The 19242-nt window shown below is 71.7% G+C and carries 19 protein-coding genes; 12 read left to right on the top strand and 7 right to left on the bottom strand.

The features are described from left to right. Positions 1-3 precede the first annotated feature (3 nt). From OG522_RS14945 to sucD, 3 genes are all read left to right on the top strand, one after another. The gene (locus OG522_RS14945; protein WP_329467595.1) at positions 4-1149 is read left to right on the top strand and encodes a VWA domain-containing protein; all 1146 of its coding nucleotides are present in this window, start codon (positions 4-6) and stop codon (positions 1147-1149) included. Positions 1150-1381: 232 nt separating this feature from the next. After that, complete coding sequence (gene sucC / locus OG522_RS14940) at positions 1382-2560, top strand: ADP-forming succinate--CoA ligase subunit beta (RefSeq protein ID WP_329463482.1); 1179 nt, start codon at positions 1382-1384, stop codon at positions 2558-2560. A gap of 22 nt (positions 2561-2582) precedes the next feature. After that, positions 2583-3467, top strand: coding sequence for a succinate--CoA ligase subunit alpha (sucD, locus tag OG522_RS14935; protein ID WP_329463481.1), 885 nt, complete (start codon positions 2583-2585; stop codon positions 3465-3467). Positions 3468-3569: 102 nt separating this feature from the next. Here sucD and OG522_RS41245 read toward each other — a convergent pair whose 3' ends face one another. Continuing rightward, positions 3570-5726 carry a sigma factor-like helix-turn-helix DNA-binding protein gene (locus OG522_RS41245; RefSeq protein ID WP_443074703.1) on the bottom strand — a complete coding sequence of 719 codons (2157 nt, stop codon included), beginning with the start codon at positions 5724-5726 and terminating at the stop codon, positions 3570-3572. A 189-nt stretch (positions 5727-5915) separates the two neighbouring features. Here OG522_RS41245 and OG522_RS14920 point away from each other — a divergent pair, with 189 nt between their 5' ends. Beyond that, the gene (locus OG522_RS14920) at positions 5916-7883 is read left to right on the top strand and encodes a cell division protein PerM (RefSeq protein WP_329463480.1); all 1968 of its coding nucleotides are present in this window, start codon (positions 5916-5918) and stop codon (positions 7881-7883) included. Between the two features lie 8 nt (positions 7884-7891). Here the strand turns inward: OG522_RS14920 and OG522_RS14915 are convergent, their stop codons facing one another. Further along, the gene (locus tag OG522_RS14915; RefSeq protein ID WP_329463479.1) at positions 7892-8671 is read right to left on the bottom strand and encodes a hypothetical protein; all 780 of its coding nucleotides are present in this window, start codon (positions 8669-8671) and stop codon (positions 7892-7894) included. Between the two features lie 381 nt (positions 8672-9052). Between OG522_RS14915 and purN the strand changes: the two genes are divergently transcribed. Both purN and purH read left to right on the top strand, forming a co-directional pair. Next, positions 9053-9658, top strand: a complete 606-nt coding sequence (gene purN, locus OG522_RS14910; protein ID WP_329467594.1) for a phosphoribosylglycinamide formyltransferase — start codon at positions 9053-9055, stop codon at positions 9656-9658. Further along, positions 9585-11219, top strand: coding sequence for a bifunctional phosphoribosylaminoimidazolecarboxamide formyltransferase/IMP cyclohydrolase (gene purH, locus OG522_RS14905; protein ID WP_329463477.1), 1635 nt, complete (start codon positions 9585-9587; stop codon positions 11217-11219). Before purN ends, purH begins: the two co-directional genes overlap by 74 nt. Positions 11220-11283: 64 nt before the next feature. Here purH and OG522_RS14900 read toward each other — a convergent pair whose 3' ends face one another. Further along, positions 11284-12015: an RDD family protein gene (locus tag OG522_RS14900; protein ID WP_329463476.1), complete on the bottom strand. Its 732-nt coding sequence runs from the start codon at positions 12013-12015 to the stop codon at positions 11284-11286. 204 nt (positions 12016-12219) lie between these two features. Here OG522_RS14900 and OG522_RS14895 point away from each other — a divergent pair, with 204 nt between their 5' ends. From OG522_RS14895 to OG522_RS14880, 4 genes are all read left to right on the top strand, one after another. Further along, positions 12220-13083, top strand: coding sequence for a bifunctional methylenetetrahydrofolate dehydrogenase/methenyltetrahydrofolate cyclohydrolase (locus tag OG522_RS14895; protein ID WP_329463475.1), 864 nt, complete (start codon positions 12220-12222; stop codon positions 13081-13083). 18 nt (positions 13084-13101) lie between these two features. Next, a complete protein-coding gene (locus OG522_RS14890; RefSeq protein WP_329463474.1) occupies positions 13102-13587 on the top strand; it encodes a DUF3017 domain-containing protein in 486 nt (161 codons plus the stop codon). 472 nt (positions 13588-14059) lie between these two features. Beyond that, positions 14060-15028 (top strand): helix-turn-helix domain-containing protein, encoded by a 969-nt coding sequence (locus OG522_RS14885; RefSeq protein WP_329463473.1) that lies wholly within the window; start codon positions 14060-14062, stop codon positions 15026-15028. A 207-nt stretch (positions 15029-15235) separates the two neighbouring features. After that, positions 15236-16225, top strand: a complete 990-nt coding sequence (locus tag OG522_RS14880) for a malate dehydrogenase (protein WP_329463472.1) — start codon at positions 15236-15238, stop codon at positions 16223-16225. Between the two features lie 93 nt (positions 16226-16318). Here OG522_RS14880 and OG522_RS14875 read toward each other — a convergent pair whose 3' ends face one another. After that, positions 16319-16636 carry a hypothetical protein gene (locus OG522_RS14875; RefSeq protein ID WP_329463471.1) on the bottom strand — a complete coding sequence of 106 codons (318 nt, stop codon included), beginning with the start codon at positions 16634-16636 and terminating at the stop codon, positions 16319-16321. A 78-nt stretch (positions 16637-16714) separates the two neighbouring features. Here OG522_RS14875 and OG522_RS14870 point away from each other — a divergent pair, with 78 nt between their 5' ends. Together OG522_RS14870 and OG522_RS14865 are read left to right on the top strand one after the other, a co-directional pair. Further along, positions 16715-16960: a helix-turn-helix transcriptional regulator gene (locus OG522_RS14870; RefSeq protein ID WP_329463470.1), complete on the top strand. Its 246-nt coding sequence runs from the start codon at positions 16715-16717 to the stop codon at positions 16958-16960. Continuing rightward, entirely contained in the window at positions 16960-17472 is a 513-nt protein-coding gene (locus OG522_RS14865) for a hypothetical protein (RefSeq protein ID WP_329463469.1), read from the top strand. Before OG522_RS14870 ends, OG522_RS14865 begins: the two co-directional genes overlap by 1 nt. 70 nt (positions 17473-17542) lie before the next feature. On the opposite strand, the gene OG522_RS14860 is transcribed toward OG522_RS14865, so the two are convergent. From OG522_RS14860 to OG522_RS14850, 3 genes are read right to left on the bottom strand one after another with little or no spacing between them, the layout of a single operon-like run. Beyond that, on the bottom strand, positions 17543-18271 hold the full coding sequence (locus OG522_RS14860) for an isocitrate lyase/PEP mutase family protein (protein ID WP_329463468.1): 729 nt from the start codon (positions 18269-18271) through the stop codon (positions 17543-17545). Continuing rightward, positions 18259-18744, bottom strand: coding sequence for a carboxymuconolactone decarboxylase family protein (locus OG522_RS14855; RefSeq protein ID WP_329463467.1), 486 nt, complete (start codon positions 18742-18744; stop codon positions 18259-18261). The genes OG522_RS14860 and OG522_RS14855 overlap by 13 nt, the downstream gene beginning before the upstream one ends. Next, positions 18741-19238 (bottom strand): carboxymuconolactone decarboxylase family protein, encoded by a 498-nt coding sequence (locus OG522_RS14850; RefSeq protein WP_329463466.1) that lies wholly within the window; start codon positions 19236-19238, stop codon positions 18741-18743. Before OG522_RS14850 ends, OG522_RS14855 begins: the two co-directional genes overlap by 4 nt. Between the last annotated feature and the right edge of the window lie 4 nt (positions 19239-19242).

Raw genomic sequence — 19242 nt, 5'->3', positions numbered from 1 at the left:
ATCATGGAGTCAGGCGCCCACGAGCGGCTGCGGCGCTGGCGGCTGGTGCTCGGCGGTGAGCCGGGCGCCGAGGGGACGGGCCGCGAGCTCGCCGGGCGCGACGCCGCGATGGACGGCGCGCTCGGCGCGCTCTACGGCGGCGGGAAGCCCGCCGCCCAGGACCGCGGCGCCGGGCTCGGGGCCTCCGCGCCCTCGGTCGCGCGCTGGCTCGGCGACATCCGTACGTACTTCCCGAGTTCCGTGGTGCAGGTCATGCAGCGCGACGCCATCGACCGGCTCGGTCTTGCCGCCCTGCTCCTGGAGCCCGAGATGCTTCAGGCCGTCGAGCCGGACGTCCACCTCGTCGCCACCCTGCTCTCGCTCTCACAGGCGATGCCCGAGACCACCCGGGAGACGGCCCGCGCCGTGGTGCGCAAGGTCGTCGAGGAACTGGAGAAGCGGCTCGCCACCCGCACCAGGACCGCTCTCACAGGCGCCCTCGACCGCACTGCCCGTACCGGTCGGCCCCGTCACCGTGACATCGACTGGGACCGCACGATCCGGGCCAACCTGAAGAACTACCTCCCGCAGCACGGGACCGTCGTGCCCGAGCGGCTCGTCGGGTACGGACGGGCCGCACGCGGTGTGCGCAAGGAGGTCGTCCTCTGCGTCGACCAGTCCGGTTCGATGGCCTCCTCCGTCGTGCACGCCGCCGTCTTCGGCGCCGTCCTCGCCTCGATGCGCTCGATCGCGACCCGGCTCGTGGTCTTCGACACCGCGGTCGCCGACCTCACCGACCAGCTGGACGACCCCGTCGACGTGCTGTTCGCCACCCAGCTCGGCGGCGGCACCGACATCAACCGGGCGCTCGCGTACTGCCAGTCGCGGATCACCCGTCCTGCCGACACCGTGGTCGTTCTCATCAGTGATCTTTACGAGGGCGGGATACGGGACGAGATGCTGAAGCGGGTCGCCGCGATGAAGGCGTCCGGGGTGCAGTTCGTGGCCCTGCTCGCACTGTCCGACGACGGCGCACCGGCGTACGACCGCGAGCACGCCGCGGCCCTCGCCGCCCTCGGCGCGCCCGCCTTCGCCTGCACCCCGGACCTCTTCCCCGACGTGATGGCCGCGGCGATCGAGCGGCGCCCGCTGCCGATACCCGAAGCGTGACGGGCGTCATACGGCAACGCGCCCTGAGCAGGTGATCTGTGACAGGTATCACCGCTCAGGTGTGATCTGCGATTTAGGGACCCACGTCCCGCGGAGATAACCTGCGAGACGGACATGCCGCGTACTCGGACACCGTGTACGCCTCCCTCAGTGACAGCGCCGTCACGTTGCCCTTCGCGGCACGCCCAGCAGACAACGCAACCGCGATACCACTGAAAAGGGACGGACGCGCGTGGACCTGTTCGAGTACCAGGCGAGGGACCTCTTCGCCAAGCACGGTGTACCGGTGCTGGCCGGTGAAGTGATCGACACGCCTGAGGCGGCGCGCGAGGCCACTGAGCGTCTCGGCGGCAAGTCGGTCGTCAAGGCGCAGGTGAAGGTCGGCGGCCGAGGCAAGGCCGGCGGCGTGAAGCTGGCCGCCACGCCGGACGAGGCCGTCGCCCGCGCGACGGACATCCTCGGCATGGACATCAAGGGCCACACGGTCCACAAGGTGATGATCGCCGAGACCGCTCCCGAGATCCTTGAGGAGTACTACGTCTCGTACCTCCTCGACCGCACCAACCGCACCTTCCTGGCCATGGCCTCGGTGCAGGGCGGCGTGGAGATCGAGGTCGTCGCGGAGGAGAACCCCGACGCCCTCGCCAAGGTCCCGGTCGACGCCAACGAGGGCGTCTCGATCGAGAAGGCCCGCGAGATCGTCGCCAAGGCGAAGTTCCCGGCCGAGGTCGCCGAGCAGGTCGCCGAGATCCTGGTGACGCTGTGGGACACCTTCATCAAGGAGGACGCCCTCCTGGTCGAGGTCAACCCGCTCGCCAAGGTTGCCAGCGGCAAGGTCATCGCCCTGGACGGCAAGGTCTCGCTCGACGAGAACGCCGAGTTCCGCCAGCCGGAGCACGAGGCGCTTGAGGACAAGGCCGCGGCCAACCCCCTCGAGGCGGCCGCCAAGGCCAAGAACCTCAACTACGTGAAGCTCGACGGCGAGGTCGGCATCATCGGCAACGGCGCGGGTCTTGTCATGAGCACCCTTGACGTCGTCGCGTACGCCGGTGAGAACCACGGCGGCGTGAAGCCGGCCAACTTCCTCGACATCGGCGGCGGCGCGTCCGCCCAGGTGATGGCGAACGGCCTGGAGATCATCCTCGGCGACGAGGACGTCAAGTCCGTGTTCGTCAACGTCTTCGGTGGCATCACCGCGTGCGACGAGGTCGCCAACGGCATCGTCCAGGCCCTCGCGCTCCTCGCCGAGAAGGGCGAAGAGGTCACCAAGCCGCTGGTCGTCCGTCTCGACGGCAACAACGCGGAGCTGGGTCGCAAGATCCTCAGCGACGCCAACCACCCGCTGGTGCAGCGCGTGGACACCATGGACGGCGCGGCCGACAAGGCCGCCGAGCTCGCGGCTGCGAAGTAAGGGAAGAGGTTAAGACACCACCATGGCTATCTTCCTCACCAAGGACAGCAAGGTCATCGTCCAGGGCATGACCGGCGCCACCGGCATGAAGCACACCAAGCTCATGCTCGCCGACGGCACCAACATCGTCGGTGGCGTGAACCCGCGCAAGGCGGGCACCTCCGTCGACATCGACGGCACCGAGGTCCCGGTCTTCGGCACCGTCAAGGAAGCGATGGAGAAGACGGGCGCCGACGTGTCCGTGCTCTTCGTGCCGCCGGCCTTCGCGAAGGCCGCCGTCGTCGAGGCGATCGACGCCGAGATCGGTCTCGCCGTCGTCATCACCGAGGGCATCGCCGTCCACGACTCCGCCGCCTTCTGGGCGTACGCGAAGGCCAAGGGCAACAAGACCCGCATCATCGGCCCGAACTGCCCCGGCCTGATCACGCCGGGTCAGTCCAACGCCGGCATCATCCCGGGCGACATCACCAAGCCGGGCCGTATCGGCTTGGTGTCGAAGTCCGGCACGCTGACGTACCAGATGATGTACGAGCTGCGCGACATCGGCTTCTCGTCCGCCGTCGGCATCGGTGGCGACCCGGTCATCGGCACCACGCACATCGACGCGCTCGCCGCGTTCGAGGCCGACCCCGACACCGACCTGATCGTGATGATCGGCGAGATCGGCGGCGACGCCGAGGAGCGTGCGGCCGACTACATCAAGGCCAACGTCACCAAGCCGGTCGTCGGCTACGTCGCGGGCTTCACCGCGCCCGAGGGCAAGACCATGGGCCACGCCGGCGCCATCGTCTCCGGCTCCTCCGGCACCGCCCAGGCGAAGAAGGAGGCCCTTGAGGCCGCCGGCGTCAAGGTCGGCAAGACGCCGACCGAGACCGCCAAGCTCGCCCGCGCCATTCTCGGCAGCTGAGCATCCGCACGGGCTGACCCTTGCGGGTACGCCCGCGCGGGCATCGCATGAAGGGCCCGCACCCTTACGGGGGTGCGGGCCCTTCATGCGTGGCGGGGCCGGTCAGCGGATTTCGAGCACCAGGCGTTCGGGCCCGTGGGCCGGTGCCTGGCGCAGGTGGTCGCGCAGCTCCAGGTCCTCGGGGCTGAGCCGCTGCGGGCCACTGAGCACGGGAACCCCGCCGACGCGTTCGCCCACCGGCACCGGGCGCACGTGGTAATGCGGGACCGTCACGACGGTGAAGGCCGTCGCCCCCACGATCAGCGTGGTGAAGGCGATCGCGGCTCGGGTCCAGAACCGCCGGCGCCGCTCGCCGCCGATGCGTACGACCGAAGCCGACGGCAGCTTGGTGACGGAGAGGGGCTCGGCGAGGGCCAAGTCGGCGATGCGGTCGCGCAGTACGGCGGAGAGGACCTGCGGATCCTTGGCTCCGGCCACCTCGGGCACCCGGCGCGCGATGGCGGCCCGCGCGTGCAGCAGGCGGTATGCGGCGGCCGGGGTGCTGGCCTCCGTCTCGGCCGCGGTGTCCGGCAGGTCGAGCCCGAGGCCGTCGTACAGCAGCACCGTGCGCCGGTAGGCGGGCGGCAGCTCCAGCAGTGCGTCGAGCAGGGCCCGGTGTCCGGGCTCGGCGGGCGGATGGTCGGGGCCCTTGCGGGCGAGCCGGAAGCGGTGCCAGGGGGCCATCGCGTACTCGTACGCCGCCGCCCGCACCCACCCGACCGGGTCCCGGTCGGTGGCGACCTCGGGCCAGTTCTCCCAGGCCAGATGGAAGGCGCGCTCCACCGATTCCCTCGAAAGGCGGGTCCGGCCGGTCAGCAGATAGGCCTGCCGGGCCAGGGCCGGCGCGGTCGCCATGTACAGCGCGTCGAACGCCTCGGCGGGGGTGAGCGCGTCCGACGCCTCAGGAACGGCCTCCATCGAGGTCAGCGGGGAGCGCGCCCTGGGCGGGGTGTCGCCATGGGGCTCGACGGCCTCGGCCTCGGGCTCCTCCTCACTGTGCTCGGGCCGCTCGGGCAGGACGAGCGCGCTGCCGCCGGGCAGCGCACCCGTGAGAGCGGCGGCCTGGAGCGCCTTGGCGGGCTCGGGGACGGACGCGGCGGGAGCCGGTGCGGGGTGGTCGTGCCGGGCGTGCGGGGTGGCCGGGGGTTTCGCGGCCCGCTTGGCGGCGGGCTTGGGCCGGGTGTTGGCGGCATGCGGCTTCGCGGGCGGCTTGGCAGGCCCGCTCCCCGGCTGAGCACGAGCCGGACCCGTGGAGCGGGGTGCGTCCGGATGGTGGTCGCCGAGTTCTTCAGCGGGGCGCGCGGTGGGCGGCCGTCCGTCGCCGGTGGCGTCGGGCTGCGGGTCGGTGTCCTGCGGTGTGTTGCCGGGGTTGGCGGTCTGGTGGGCGGTGTCCGGCTGTTCGTCGCCGGTGTTGGGGGGCTGCGGGTCGGTGTCCTGTGGTGTGTTGCCGGGGTTGGCGGTCTGGTGGGCGGTGTCCGGCTGTTCGTCGCCGGTGTTGGGGGGCTGCGGGTCGGTGTCCTGCGGTGTGTTGCCGGAGTTATCGGGCTGGTGGGCCGCGTCCGGCTGTCCGTCGCCGAGGTTGGGGGGCTGGTGGGCGGTGTCGTGTTGACGGGCGCCGGGGGTGTCGGTCTCGGGGGTTGGGTCCTGGGTTGTGTGCTGTTTTTTGGTACCGGGATTGTCGGAGCGGGGCGCGGGGTCCGGTCGGCTGGTGCTGGAGTTGTCGGCCCTGGGGGCGGGGTCCTGTTGACCGGCGCCGGGTTTGCCGTTGGCGTGGGCGGCGTTCGTGGCGGCCGGGTGCGGAGGGTTCTGGTGACCGGCCCCGGGGCTGCCGCTGGGGGAGGGGGCCGCTTTTGTGGCGGTCGCGTTCGGATTCCCGGTGGACCGCCCGGCTCGGCGGGACGCGCCTCGCACCTTGGATCCAGGCCCGCCTGCCGAGTGCGCCGCGCCGTGCTTGCCGCCGTCCGCCCCGGCCTTCGACGATGCGGCGACCGCCGCCATCTCCGCCTCGATCGTGGCGAGCAGCCGGGAGTAGCTCTCGAGTCTGCGGCCGCGCGGGGTGGTGCGGCCCTTCTCCCAGGAGCGTACGGTCGCCTGCGTCACGCCCATGACCTCCGCGACCTGCGCCTCGCTCAGCGACTTCGCCTCGCGCAGCCTGCGCCGCTCCTTGGGATTGGGCAGGGGGGCATCGGTGTCGTTGGTACCGGCCGTGCTCTGTGTCATGAAGGACTCCCAGGACTCCCCGCGATGGCCGTAGCGGCTGTTGCGCCCATGGCGACTGGACCGATGGCGACGCAACTAGGAATGCCCCGGGTGAAAAAGTACATAAACGTATATTGAGCGACACATCGGTCATTCGCCTATTACGCGCAGAAAGCGCGTGTCGTTGGCAGCATGAGCCGGGTGACCCAAGTGACCGATCGCAGCCTGCCGTTGCTCCCCGTCAAGGCTCGCTCCTCCGTACTCGCCACCTGTTTTCTGCGCGGCGCGATCGCGGCGGGGCTCGGGCTCGGCGCCCTCGCCGTGCTCGTGATGGTGCTGTGGATCAGCTCCCCCTACCCCGACAGCGGGCCGGGCGGCGCCCTGCGCACGGCTGCCTCGCTGTGGCTGCTCGCCCATGGAACACAGCTGGTCAGACCCGAAACGCTGACCGGCACGCCCGCCCCCGTCGGGGTGGTGCCGCTGCTTCTGATGGCGCTGCCCGCCTGGCTCGCACACCGCGCGGCCCGCGATGCGCTGATGCCCGGCGAAGACGAGGTTTACGAGGGGGAGTGCGCAGAGTCGCTGCCCTCCGGGTGGACCGTGTTCTGGGCGGTGACCTGCGGATACCTGATGATCGGCGGCGCCACCGTGCTGTACGCGTCGGCCGGGCCGCTCCCCGCAGACCCGCGCAGCGCCGGACTGCACCTGTCCCTGACCGCGGCGCTCGCGACCGCCTTCGGCGTCTGGACCGCGCACGGCCGCCCGCTCGGCCCGCTCCCGGACCGGGTTCCGGCGCTGCTGCGGTCGGCCCTTGTGGACGGTCGTACGGCGGTGGCGGCACGAGCCGCGGGAGCCGCCGTCGCGGTGCTGCTCGGCGGCGGGGCGCTGCTCGCCGGGGCCTGTCTCGCCTGGCACATCGGGGTCGCCGAGGACTCGTTCCTGCGGCTCGCGGAAAACTGGCCGGGCCGGTTCGCGCTCCTGCTGCTCGCCCTCGTGCTGGTGCCGAACGCGGCGGTGTGGGGCGCCGCGTACGGGCTCGGCCCCGGCTTCGCCGTCGGTACGGGAGCGGTCGTGACCCCGCTCGGAGTGGCGGGCACCCCCGCGCTGCCGCACTTCCCGCTGCTCGCGGCGGTGCCGACGGGTACGCACGGCTCCTGGTGGAACTGGGCGGCGGCCGGGGTGCCGCTGGTGGCCGGGGTGGTCCTTGCCCGGTTCTGCGCGCGGGCGGCCGTGTTCGAGGGCTGGGGCCGCCGGGACGCCGCGCGGGCAGCCCTGCTCGGCGCGGTGCTGTGCGGCTGCGCTCTCGCGGGGCTCGCGGCGCTCTCGGGTGGGCCGCTGGGTACGGCGGCCCTCGCGAAACTGGGGCCGGTGTGGTGGCGCACCGGGGGAGCGGCGCTGCTGTGGGCGATGGCGGTGGGGGTCCCGGCGGCGCTGGTCCTGCGGGCCTGGGGGACCCGGGAGCGGGTCGCCCGACAGCGGCGGTCGCTTCGGGCCCGGGTGGCCGGGGCACTGGGGTGGCGGCCTTGGCGCAAGGCGGCGGTTGCCGTGGCAGCGCCGGTTGCCGCCGAAAGTGAGGCGGACTATGAGCCGTACGAGTTCCTGCCGGTGAGCGGGGGCGGGCTCTGGCATGAGGACGGGGCGCGGGAGGCGCGTTGGGCGGCACTCAAGGAGGCGTCCGGGGGGCTGATGGCCGAGATCCCCGCGGAGGACGGCCTCGGTGGGGCACTGCGTGCGGCCCTCTCCCCGCCCGGCCCCTTCCCGGCGGGAGACCATGCCGCTCCGCCACGAGCGGGCTCCGACCCCGAACCCGCTCCTCGAACGCCGCAAGACCCGGGTATCGCCGCCGGACCGGACGATGCCGCCGGGCCCGTACCCGAACCGGTACGCCCCTCGTCCGACCCCGACAGTCACTCGGACTCGGACTACGGCCCCGACCGCTTCTCGGACTCGGATTCGGACTCGGACAATTACTCCGACCCTGGCCCCGACGGTTACTCCGACTTCGACCCAGGCAGCTACTCCGCCCTCGGCCCCGGCCCCGCCAGCGCCCCCGACCCCGGTGCCGACAGCTACCCCGCCCCCGCCCCCGGCCCCGACCGCGGCCCCGACAGGTACTCCGCCCCCGGCCCCAGCCCCGCCAGCGACCCCGCCCCCGACAGTCACCCCCACACCACCTGAAAGGTGGGCTACTCCTTCACGCCGAACAGCGGGACCAGCTTGTCCGGGAGGAGGTTGTTGCAGGACAGCTGGCCCGTCTTCGTCAGGGCGTCGTCCACGCACGTGTAGTAGTCGCGGTACACGATCTGCACCGTGAAACTCGACGCCACCACCAGCAGCGCGAGGACCGCCGTGACCAGGCCCGTCACCGCGGCCGTCATCTGCGGCCTGCCCGGCACGGGCCGGGGCGCGGCCGGGGCGGCAGGGGTGGCCGTGGCACCCGCCGCCGGCTCCGCCTGCTCCGGCGGCTTCGGCTTCGCCCGCAGTGCGCTGATCGACCAGTACAGACCGAGCGCCCCCAGGAGCAGCGCGATCTCCGGCATGTCGAACAGCGCGAAGAAGAAGCCCCACATCCCGGACAGCAGGGCGTACCGGGCGCGGCGCTGGGCCGGGTCCGTGGGGTCCCAGCGCAGGCCGGGCGGGCGCGGCGGCGGGTTCTGGCCGGGGCCGCCCTCGGGCCGCTCGGGCCGCTGACCGAAGCCGCCCGGTTCCCGTCCGGGCTGGTGGCTGCTCCACTGGCTGCCCCAGGGCGAACCCTTGTCGTCGCCGTCGCCCGGTGCCGGGCGACGGGGCTGCCAGGGCTGGTCGGGCCGGCCCTCGGGCGGCGGTGCGAAGGGGTTGTCGTCGCCGGAACCCGCTCCGGCGCCGCCCTGCGTGCCTTCCGGCCCCGACTTCCCCGGATCCGTCGAGGGGGAGCCGGGGGAGGGGGACTGGCGTGCTGCGAACAGCTGGTGGCGTCGGTCCGGCATCTGGTGAACGTCTTCCCCTCGGACCCGCGGCCGGCCGGTCGGGCCGGGAGGGGTCACATCTCGCATGTAAGTGAAACAAGTTGGTGGGACAAGTGACGGAGACGAGTGAGTGAGGCATGTCTCGTGTCGCGGCGTCTTCCCAGACGCTACCTGGCGGTCCGGCCCCCGTCCCGTGGGGGCCGTCCGGTGTGCCGGTATCGTTGCTGACGGTCGGCGCTTTCGTAGAGTTCCCCGTATCGAGGGGTGCGATTCGTTTGTACGACCACACAAAGACGTACGACCGCGAGAAAGAGCCCCCCTGTGGCCTCCCCGCCCCCCTCCGCGTCCCCCTCCTCGTCCAGCTCGACCGTCCCGTCCGGCTCGGACCGCCCTGCCCGGCTCGTGGTGCTTGTGTCCGGCTCCGGTACGAATCTGCAGGCCCTGCTCGACGCCATCGCCGCCGATCCGGACGGATACGGTGCCCAGATCGTGGCCGTCGGTGCGGACCGGGACGCCATCGCGGGCCTGGAGCGCGCCGAGCGGGCCGGGATCCCCACCTTCGTCTGCCGGGTCAAGGACCACGCCTCGCGCGCCGAGTGGGACGCCGCACTGACCGCGGCCACCGCGGCGTACGCGCCCGACCTGGTGGTCTCGGCCGGGTTCATGAAGATCGTGGGGAAGGAATTCCTCGCCCGGTTCGGCGGCCGGGTGGTCAACACCCACCCCGCGCTGCTGCCCAGTTTTCCCGGAGCCCACGGTGTACGTGACGCACTCGCGTACGGCGCCAGGGTGACCGGGTGCACCGTCCACTTCGTCGACGACGGAGTCGACACCGGTCCGATCATCGCCCAGGGCGTGGTCGAGATCCGGGACGAGGACGATGAAGCCGCTCTGCACGAGCGGATCAAGGACGTCGAGCGACGGCTGCTCGTCGATGTCGTGGGGCGCCTGGCCCGTAACGGCTACCGCATTGAGGGACGAAAGGTTCAGATCGGTGAACTCGGTTAACACGGACGCCGTAAAGCCCATCCGGCGGGCGCTGGTCAGCGTCTACGACAAGACGGGCCTTGAGGAGCTGGCGCAAGGGCTCCACGCCGCCGGGGTCGAGCTGGTGTCCACCGGGTCGACCGCCGCGAAGATCGCCGCCGCCGGGGTGCCGGTCACCAAGGTCGAGGAGCTGACCGGCTTCCCCGAGTGCCTGGACGGCCGGGTCAAGACGCTGCACCCGAAGATCCACGCGGGCATCCTCGCCGACCTGCGCCTGGACGCCCACCGCGCGCAGCTCGACGAGCTCGGCGTGCGCCCCTTCGAGCTGGTCGTCGTCAACCTCTACCCGTTCAAGGAGACCGTCGCCTCCGGCGCGAGCCCCGACGAGTGCGTCGAGCAGATCGACATCGGCGGGCCCTCGATGGTCAGGGCCGCCGCCAAGAACCACCCGTCGGTGGCCGTGGTCACCAGCCCGCAGCGCTACGCGGCCGTCCTTGACGCCGTGAAGAACGGCGGCTTCGACCTGGCCGCCCGCAAGCGCCTGGCCGCAGAAGCGTTCCAGCACACCGCGGCGTACGACGTGGCCGTGGCGTCCTGGATGACCAATGTGTACGCGCCCGAGCAGGACGGGGCCGCGCTGCCCGAGTTCCTCGGCGGCACCTGGGAGCGCAAGTCGACGCTGCGCTACGGCGAGAACCCGCACCAGGCCGCGGCGCTCTACACCGACGGTCAGCCGGGCGGGCTCGCCAACGCCGAGCAGCTGCACGGCAAGGAGATGTCCTTCAACAACTACGTGGACACCGAGGCCGCGCGCCGCGCCGCCTACGACCACGACGAGCCCTGCGTCGCGATCATCAAGCACGCCAACCCGTGCGGCATCGCGATCGACGCCGACCTCGCCGCGGCCCACCGCAAGGCGCACGAGTGCGACCCGCTCTCCGCGTTCGGCGGCGTCATCGCCGTCAACCGTCCGGTGACGGTGGCGATGGCCGAGCAGGTCGCCGAGATCTTCACCGAGGTCATCGCGGCCCCGGACTACGAGGACGGCGCCGTCGAGGTGCTCGCCCGCAAGAAGAACATCCGGGTGCTCAAGGTGGACGGCACCCCGCACCAGCCGGGCGACCTGAAGTCGGTCTCCGGCGGCGCGGTGCTCCAGCAGACCGACGTCTTCCAGGCCGAGGGCGACGACCCCGCGAACTGGACGCTGGCCAGCGGAGAGGCGCTGTCGGAGGCCGAGTTGAGGGAACTGGCCTTCGCTTGGGTGGCCTGCCGGGCCGTCAAGTCCAACGCGATCCTGCTCGCCAAGGACGGCGCCTCGGTCGGCGTCGGCATGGGCCAGGTCAACCGGGTCGACTCCGCGAAGCTCGCGGTGGAGCGGGCCGGCGAGGAGCGCGCGCGGGGCTCGTACGCCGCGTCCGACGCGTTCTTCCCGTTCCCCGACGGCTTCGAGATCCTGGCCAACGCCGGCGTCAGGGCCGTGGTCCAGCCCGGCGGTTCGGTCCGCGACGAGCTGGTGGTCGAGGCCGCGAAGAAGGCGGGCGTGACGATGTACTTCACCGGCACGCGGCACTTCTTCCACTGATCCCGGGTACGCGAAGGGCCGCGCTCCCCGAAAGGAGCGCGGCCCGGGGCGCTGGTCCGGGTGGTCAGCCCTTGATGACCAGGGTGTTGGCGGCCTTGTCGTGCCAGCCGCGCAGCTGCCCGGTGTTGTCGAAGAAGGGCGAGATGACGATCAGCACGTAGCCGAGGAAGCACGTGATGTAGCCGAGGCCGATGGGGAAGCCCCAACGGACCAGGGCGGCACCGAAGTTGGGCTTCTGGCCGGTGCGGGAGTTGACGATCCGCATGCCGAGGATCTTCTTGCCCGGGGTGGTGCCCATCGTGGAGACGAAGATGACGTCGTAGAAGATGAACGTCAGGAACGACACGATGATCGAACCGAGCATCGCGCCCACGGCGACGCCGCTGCTCTTGGTGCCGGTGCCGAACGCGGACCCGAGGATGATCAGGTTGAGGATGATCACCACGATGTACGCGAAGATCATGTCGAGCAGACGGGCGCCGAAGCGGGCGCCGTAGCTGCCGACCTCGACGACGCCCAGGCCCGGCACATTGGCGTAGCCCTCCGGGGCCTGTCCACCGGGGGCGCCGGCCTGCGGGTAGCCGGGTGCCTGCGGGTAACCGTAACCCTGCGGCGCCTGGCCGGGAGCCTGGGGGTAACCGTAACCCTGCTGGGGCGGGACGCCCTGGGGGGCCTGCTGGCCCTGCTGGGGGTAGCCGTAACCGGGCTGTCCCTGCGGCTGGCCGTAGGGGTTGCCGCCCTGCGGGGGCTGCTGGGGCTGCTGCCCGTAAGGGTTGTTCGGGTCGCCGAAGCTCATGACGGATTTCCTCCGTTGGTGGTGCGGGGACGACGCGGCCCGAGCGGAGGAAAGCTGTTCTGAGCGGTTTTGCCCCCCGGCACTGCCCGCGGCACTGCGCCGATCATCGTTCTAAACGAGACATAAGTTTGTCCAGCCGAACGCTGGATGTGTTGTGCAAGTGCAACTTGGGCGATCACGTGTCGCCCTGAAAGAATGGGAAACATGACCGCCCAGATTCTCGATGGCAAGGCCACCGCCGCAGCGATCAAGTCCGAACTGGCCGTCCGCGTGGCGGCCCTGAAGGAGCGGGGCGTCACGCCCGGCCTGGGGACCGTGCTCGTCGGGGAGGACCCCGGCAGCCAGAAGTACGTCGCCGGCAAGCACCGCGACTGCGCCCAGGTCGGCATCGCCTCCATCCAGCGCGAACTGCCCGCGACTGCGACGCAGGACGAGATCGAGGCGGTGGTGCGGGAGTTGAACGAGGACCCCGCCTGCACCGGCTACATCGTCCAGCTCCCGCTGCCCAAGGGCATCGACGAGAACCGCATCCTGGAGCTGATGGACCCGGCGAAGGACGCCGACGGTCTGCACCCGATGAACCTCGGCCGCCTCGTCCTCAACGAGCCCGGCCCGCTGCCCTGCACCCCGTACGGCATCATCCAGTTGCTCAGGAAGCACGGCGTCGAGATCAACGGCGCCGAGGTCGTCGTCGTCGGACGCGGCGTCACCATCGGGCGCTCCATGCCGCTGCTGCTCACCCGCCGCTCCGAGAACGCGACGGTGACGCAGTGCCACACCGGCACCCGCGACCTGGCTGCGCATCTGAGGCAGGCCGACATCATCGTGGCGGCGGCCGGGGTCCCGCACCTCATCAAGCCCGAGGACGTGAAGGCGGGCGCGGCCGTGCTCGACGTCGGCGTCAGCCGTGACGAGAACGGCAAGATCGTCGGCGATGTGCATCCGGGCGTCGCCGAGGTCGCCGGATGGCTCTCGCCGAACCCGGGCGGTGTGGGCCCGATGACCCGCGCCCAGCTGCTCGTCAACGTCGTCGAGGCGGCCGAGCGCGCCGCCGCCGACGCGGTCTGACCGAAAGGGCCCGACCCCATGGCTGCTGGTACGAGTCACGACCCGTCCAAGGACGCCGAGCCTTCGGCGCCCTCGAAGGACAAGTCCGGAGCGTCGTCGCGCACCGGCGGCTCGCGGCGGTTCCCCTCGGTCACCCGGGACACCGCACGCCCCGAGGGCGGCGGCCGGGCCGCACCCGGGGACGCCTCGGCGCCCGCCCGTCAGTGGCCGCTGCTCTCGGTCCTGCTCGCGGTCGGCTTCGGGCTGCTCATGGTGGCCACCGAGCCGTTCGGGCAGGCCTTCAGGGTCGGGCTCGTCATCATCGGCGCCGCGCTCATGGCGGGCGCGGCGATGCGCTGGACACTGCCGTCGGTGGGCATGCTCGCGGTCAGGTCCCGCTTCACCGACATCTCCACGTACGGAGCGCTCGGGCTCGCCATCGTGCTGCTCGCACTGATGGCGCAGCCCCGGCCGTGGCTGAACGTGCCGTTCCTGGAGGACGCGGTGCACTTCACGGTGCGCTAGCGCTCCGCCGCGCCCGTGCGATGTCGCAGGCCCGCGGCCCTTCCGGGCGCGGTGTCGCACCGGAATGTCGCGGTGGCCCGTACTCTCCCCCGGTGCAGCGCGGGCCACCGCGATGCGGCACCACCGTACGGGCGCGGCCGCGGCCGGGGCGTCGTGCTCCGGTCTGAACTCCGCACCCCCCGCACGGGGGAGGCACGCTCGCCGTTCAACTGCCGTATTGCTGCGGTGAGTTGACGTCACTCGCCGCGTGTCGGCGCTACGGCGCGACGACGCGGGGTCCGCCCTGGCCCGCCGATGAGCGAACCGGACCTGGTCGGCAGGGCACAGGCGGTGGTGGTGGCGTACGAGTGCGGCCTGGTCACCCCGGGCGGCGGGGCCCTCAGACGTTCCCCGTGTGCCGGTGCGTCCCACCCCCGGAGCTGACATCCTGGGGCCGTGCATCCCTGGGGGAGCGACGACAAGGGGGGAAGCGATGCCTCGCTGGAAGGCGCTGCCGGAGGAACTCGATCCGCAGGTACGGGAGTTCGCGAGCCAGCTGCGCAGGCTGGTGGACCGCAGCGGGCTCAGCGTCGCGGCGGTCGCCGACCGCACCGGGTACAGCAAGACGTCGTGGGAGCGCTACCTGGGCGGCCGACTGCTCGCCCCCAAGGCGGCCGTGCTCGCCCTTGCCGAGGTGACCGGCACCAACGCGGTCCATCTGACCACCATGTGGGAGCTGGCCGAGCGGGCCTGGAGCCGCTCCGAGCAGCGGCACGACCGCACCATGGAGGACATCCGGGTCGCACGGGCGAGGGCCGCGCTCGGGGAGTTCGGGCCGCCGCGCGCGCCCGGTGACACGCGCGCCCAGTCGCCCAGCGCGGGCCTCACCGCCAAGCGGTCCCCGAGACAGCAGGCGCCGCCGCCGCGCGGCGGGCCGCCCGTGGGAGCGGGTGACAGACGGCGCCGGATCGTCATGTTCCTGGCCGGGGTGGTGGGTGCGCTGCTCGTCATCACGGCGGCGGTCCTGCTCACCGACCTCGGCGGGAGCGACGACAAGCCCCAGGCGAAGCCGAGCCCGAGCCCGTCCTCCTCGGCGCCCCTGCTGCCGGCCGGGGTGAAGTGCGCGGGTGCGTCGTGCACCGGCCAGGACCCCGAAGCGATGGGCTGCACCGACAAGTTGGTCACGACGGTGGCCGGCGCCAAGGTCGGCGTCTCGGTCGTCGAGGTGCGCTACAGCAAGACGTGCGGCGCGGCCTGGGCCCGGCTCAAGCAGGTGACCCCCGGTGACCGGCTCCAGATCAGCGCGGGGAGCGCGACGGGGGAGTCGGTCGTCGCGGACGCCTACCGCGACACGTACACGAAGATGCTCGCCGTCGACGGTCCCGCGGCGGCGAAGGCGTGCGCCACGCTGAAGAGCGGGAAGCACGGCTGCGCCGCGAAAACGGCCGAGACCGGTCAATGATCGATCAGCGTGAGGCGTCCCACAGGCGTGCGGGGGTGCGGGAGGCCCAGGGTCGGATAGCCTGACCGACGGACATCTCTTCACGTCAAGATTCAGACGGTCGCACGTCAGACTTCCGGCGGACGGGGTGCCCGGAACGAGAGGGGCTCCGGCTCTGACGAGCCCGGGGCAGAACCCCACCACCTGCTGTTTCTAACGGAGATCGCCATGACCCGCACTCCCGTGAATGTCACCGTCACCGGCGCGGCCGGCCAGATCGGCTACGCGCTGCTCTTCCGCATCGCCTCCGGTCACCTGCTCGGCCCGGACGTGCCGGTCAACCTGCGCCTCCTGGAGATCACCCCGGCCCTGAAGGCCGCCGAGGGCACCGCCATGGAGCTCGACGACTGCGCCTTCCCGCTGCTGCGCGGCATCGAGATCACCGATGACGCCAACGTCGCCTTCGACGGCGCCAACGTGGCCCTGCTCGTCGGCGCCCGCCCGCGCACCAAGGGCATGGAGCGCGGCGACCTGCTCTCCGCCAACGGCGGCATCTTCAAGCCGCAGGGCAAGGCCATCAACGACAACGCCGCGGACGACATCAAGGTCCTCGTCGTCGGCAACCCGGCCAACACCAACGCGCTCATCGCGCAGGCCGCCGCCCCGGACGTACCGGCCGAGCGCTTCACCGCGATGACCCGTCTGGACCACAACCGCGCGCTGACGCAGCTGGCGAAGAAGACCGGCACCACGGTCTCCGACATCAAGCGCCTCACCATCTGGGGCAACCACTCGGCGACCCAGTACCCGGACATCTTCCACGCTGAGATCGCGGGCAAGAACGCCGCCGAGGTCGTGAACGACGAGCAGTGGCTGGCCGAGCAGTTCATCCCGACCGTCGCCAAGCGCGGCGCGGCGATCATCGAGGCCCGTGGCGCGTCCTCGGCCGCCTCGGCCGCCAACGCCGCCATCGACCACGTGCACACCTGGGTCAACGGCACCGCCGAGGGCGACTGGACCTCGATGGGCATCCCCTCCGACGGCTCCTACGGCGTCCCCGAGGGCCTCATCTCCTCCTTCCCGGTCACCGTCAAGGACGGCCAGTACTCGATCGTCCAGGGCCTGGACATCAACGAGTTCTCCCGCAAGCGCATCGACGCCTCCGTCAAGGAGCTCACCGAGGAGCGCGACGCGGTGCGCGGTCTCGGCCTCATCTGAGCCCAGCAACAAGCGAGTTGACGCGGACCACGGTCCGCCGACACGCCCCGACGAAGCCCCGGCAACCCGCCGGGGCTTCGCCCGTTTCCGGGGCTATCGCGTCGCCGCGTCCTTCGTCAGCTGTACGGCGGAGAGCAGGCTGAGTTCCGGCTGAGCCTGGCGCAGCGCCTTGATGGCGTGCACCGACTCGTCGTCCGGGCCCGTGTAGCCGACCGAGGCCCGCTGCTCGCGCACCCAGCGGCCGCGCAGCTCGCGGTCCGGTACGGACGCGGCCCGCTCGGCCAGCTCCAGGGCCGCCTCAAGACCCGGCCGTTGCGACTCTCCGGCTTCGGTCAGCGCCTCCCTCAACGCCCGGACGATGTCGCCCGCGTCGCGCAGCACCAGGACCGAAAGCTCCTTGCGGCCAAACATGAAAACTCCCCGCTCGTTGTGACCCGCACCAGAGTGCAGACGTTGTGTTCCTGCTCGCTAATGTAGTACTTCTTATACATGAGCGAGCAAGTGCACAACAGATTGGCGATGGTGCGCGCCGAACGGAAGGTGTCGCGCCAGAGCCTGGCCGAAGCGGTGGGGGCGCACTACCAGACCATCGGTTACATCGAACGGGGCCAGTACAACCCGAGCCTCGATCTCGCGTTGAAGATCGCGAAGCACTTCGGGCTGCCGGTGGAGGCGCTGTTCTCCCTCGAACCGTTCGCCCCGCTCACCGACGAGGCCTACGGGAGGAAGCAGTAATGACCGAGCAGTTGACGCGGTACGACCGCCGCATGTACGCGATCATGAACCGGCGGGAGGCGGCCCCGCTGTACGCGACGGCAGGGCGCAGGCGCCTGGTGGTCGCCGTCCATATCGCCCTGACCGCCGCGTTCGTGGCGGCCTGGCTCGGCGCTCTCGTCGGCGGCTCGCTGGTCGCGGCCTGGCTGCTGCTCGGGCTGCTGCTGCCGTGGTGCATCGCCACCGGCGCCATCAACGCCGCGACCCGGGGCCTGCTCGAACTGCGCCGCCGGGCTCTGGACGAGCGCCAGCGCGCCGAGCGCGACGCGGTCATCGCCCGCGCCCACCGGCTCACCACCGGGCTGCTGTTGGTGGCCGCGGCCGCTGTCGGCGCGTACACCCTGGTCGGCGGTTCCGCCGCGTCCCTGGCCTTTCCGGTCCTGCTCGCCGTGTTCGTGGCGCACTGGCTCACCCCGCACTGGGTGGCGGGCCTGCGCGTCCAGGACGAGCAGGACGACCAGGACGACGCGTAGGCGGTACGCGCGCATGAAGGTGCCCCCGGCCGAGCCAGGCCGGGGGCACCATCGCATCCGTACGCCGTCGCTACAACTCGCGCACCTGGCGGGCGATGTCGCGCAGCGCGTTCGTCGCGCGGATCTGGAGGCCGGGGCCGAACGTGATGCGGCCCGCGCCCAGTTCGCCCATGCGGCGCGGCGACGGGGCATCCGGCAGGACGGCCATGTTGACCGGCACCGGCACCGCCGCGGCGATCCGCGGAAGGTGTTCGGGCGGCGCGGCGAACGGGTAGACGCCGTCCGCGCCCGCCGCCACGTACGCGCGGGCCCGCGCGATCGTCGCGTCCAGCTCGGGCAGTTGGCGGATGTAGGTGTCGACCCGGGCGTTGATGAACAGCCGGTCGCCCGCCTCCGCCCGCACCTCGGCCAGCCAGTCGGCGTGCCGGGCCGGGTCCTTGAGGGCGCCCTCGGCGGAGTCCTCCAGGTTGCAGCCGACCGCGCCGGTCTCCAGGAGCCGGGCCACCAGCTCCTTCGGCGCGAGGCCGTACCCGTCCTCGATGTCCGCCGAGACGGGGACCGAGACCGCGCGGACGATGCGGGTGACCGCCGCGAACATCTCGTCCGCGGGCGTCGAGCCGTCCTCGTACCCCAGGGACGCCGAGACCCCCGCGCTCGGCGTGGCCAGGGCCGGGAAACCGGCCTCCTCGAAGACCTTGGCGCTGGCCGCGTCCCACGGGCCGGGCAGCACGAGCGGATCGCCCGCCGTGCGCCCCTGGTGCAGGGCGCGGAAGGTGTCCGCGGGGTTCAGCTGTGCCATTCAGTCTCTCCGGGTGCCGTGCGGCGGGCCACCATCAGCCGGTTCCAGCTGTTGATGACGGTGATCGCCGCGATCAGATGGGCGAGTTGGGTGCCGTCGAAGTGCCGGGCGGCCGCCTCGTACACCGCGTCGGGAACGAACCCTCCCCCAGACCTCGTCCGGGAGGTGCCCCCAGTCAGGACGGTGACCGCCTCGGTGAGGGCGAGTGCGGCCCGCTCCCGCTCGGTGAAGACGTCGCCCGCCTCCTGCCAGGCCGCGAGGAGGTCGAGCCGGTCCTCGCTCTCGCCGCCCTTGCGGGCGAGGGCCAGGTGCATGTCCAGGCAGAAGGCGCAGTGGTTGAGCTGGGAGGCGCGAACCATCACCAACTCGGCGAGGGCCGGGTCGCCGAGCCCCCGCTTCGCGGCGGCGGACAGACCCGCCAGGCTCAGGAAGACCTGCTCGGGAACCCGGAACTCCCGTGTGGCTCCGCTCACTTGTACATGCCCGGCGTGTAGTGGCCGGCCGTGCCGCGGGTGGTCACGCCGAAGCGGTTCCAGGCGTTGATCATGGTGATGGTGGAGATGAGGTGCGCCAGCTCGGTCTCCTCGAAGTGCTTGGCGGCCTTCGCGTACACCTCGTCCGGTACGAAGCCGTCGGTGAGGACCGTGATCGCCTCGGTCAGCGCGATCGCCGCGAGCTCCTTCTCGGTGTAGAAGTGCGCGGACTCCTCCCAGGCGCTGAGCTGCACGATCCGCTCCACCGACTCGCCCGCCGCGATCGCGTCCTTGGTGTGCATGTCCAGGCACACCGCGCAGTGGTTGAGCTGGGAGGCGCGGATCTTGACCAGCTCGGCGATCACCGGGTCGAGCCCCTGCTCGGCGGCGGCGCTCAGCTTCACCATGGCCTTGTAGACCTCCGGCGCGGCCTTGGCCCACTGGAGGCGGGGGGACTGCTCGGGTGCGTACGCGGGGTTCTCGTTCGTCGTCATGGTT

Source organism: Streptomyces sp. NBC_01431, from assembly GCF_036231355.1.
GTDB lineage: Bacteria > Actinomycetota > Actinomycetes > Streptomycetales > Streptomycetaceae > Streptomyces.
Note: the sequence above shows the minus strand (reverse complement) of the source record. Positions and strands in the feature narration are given on the sequence as shown.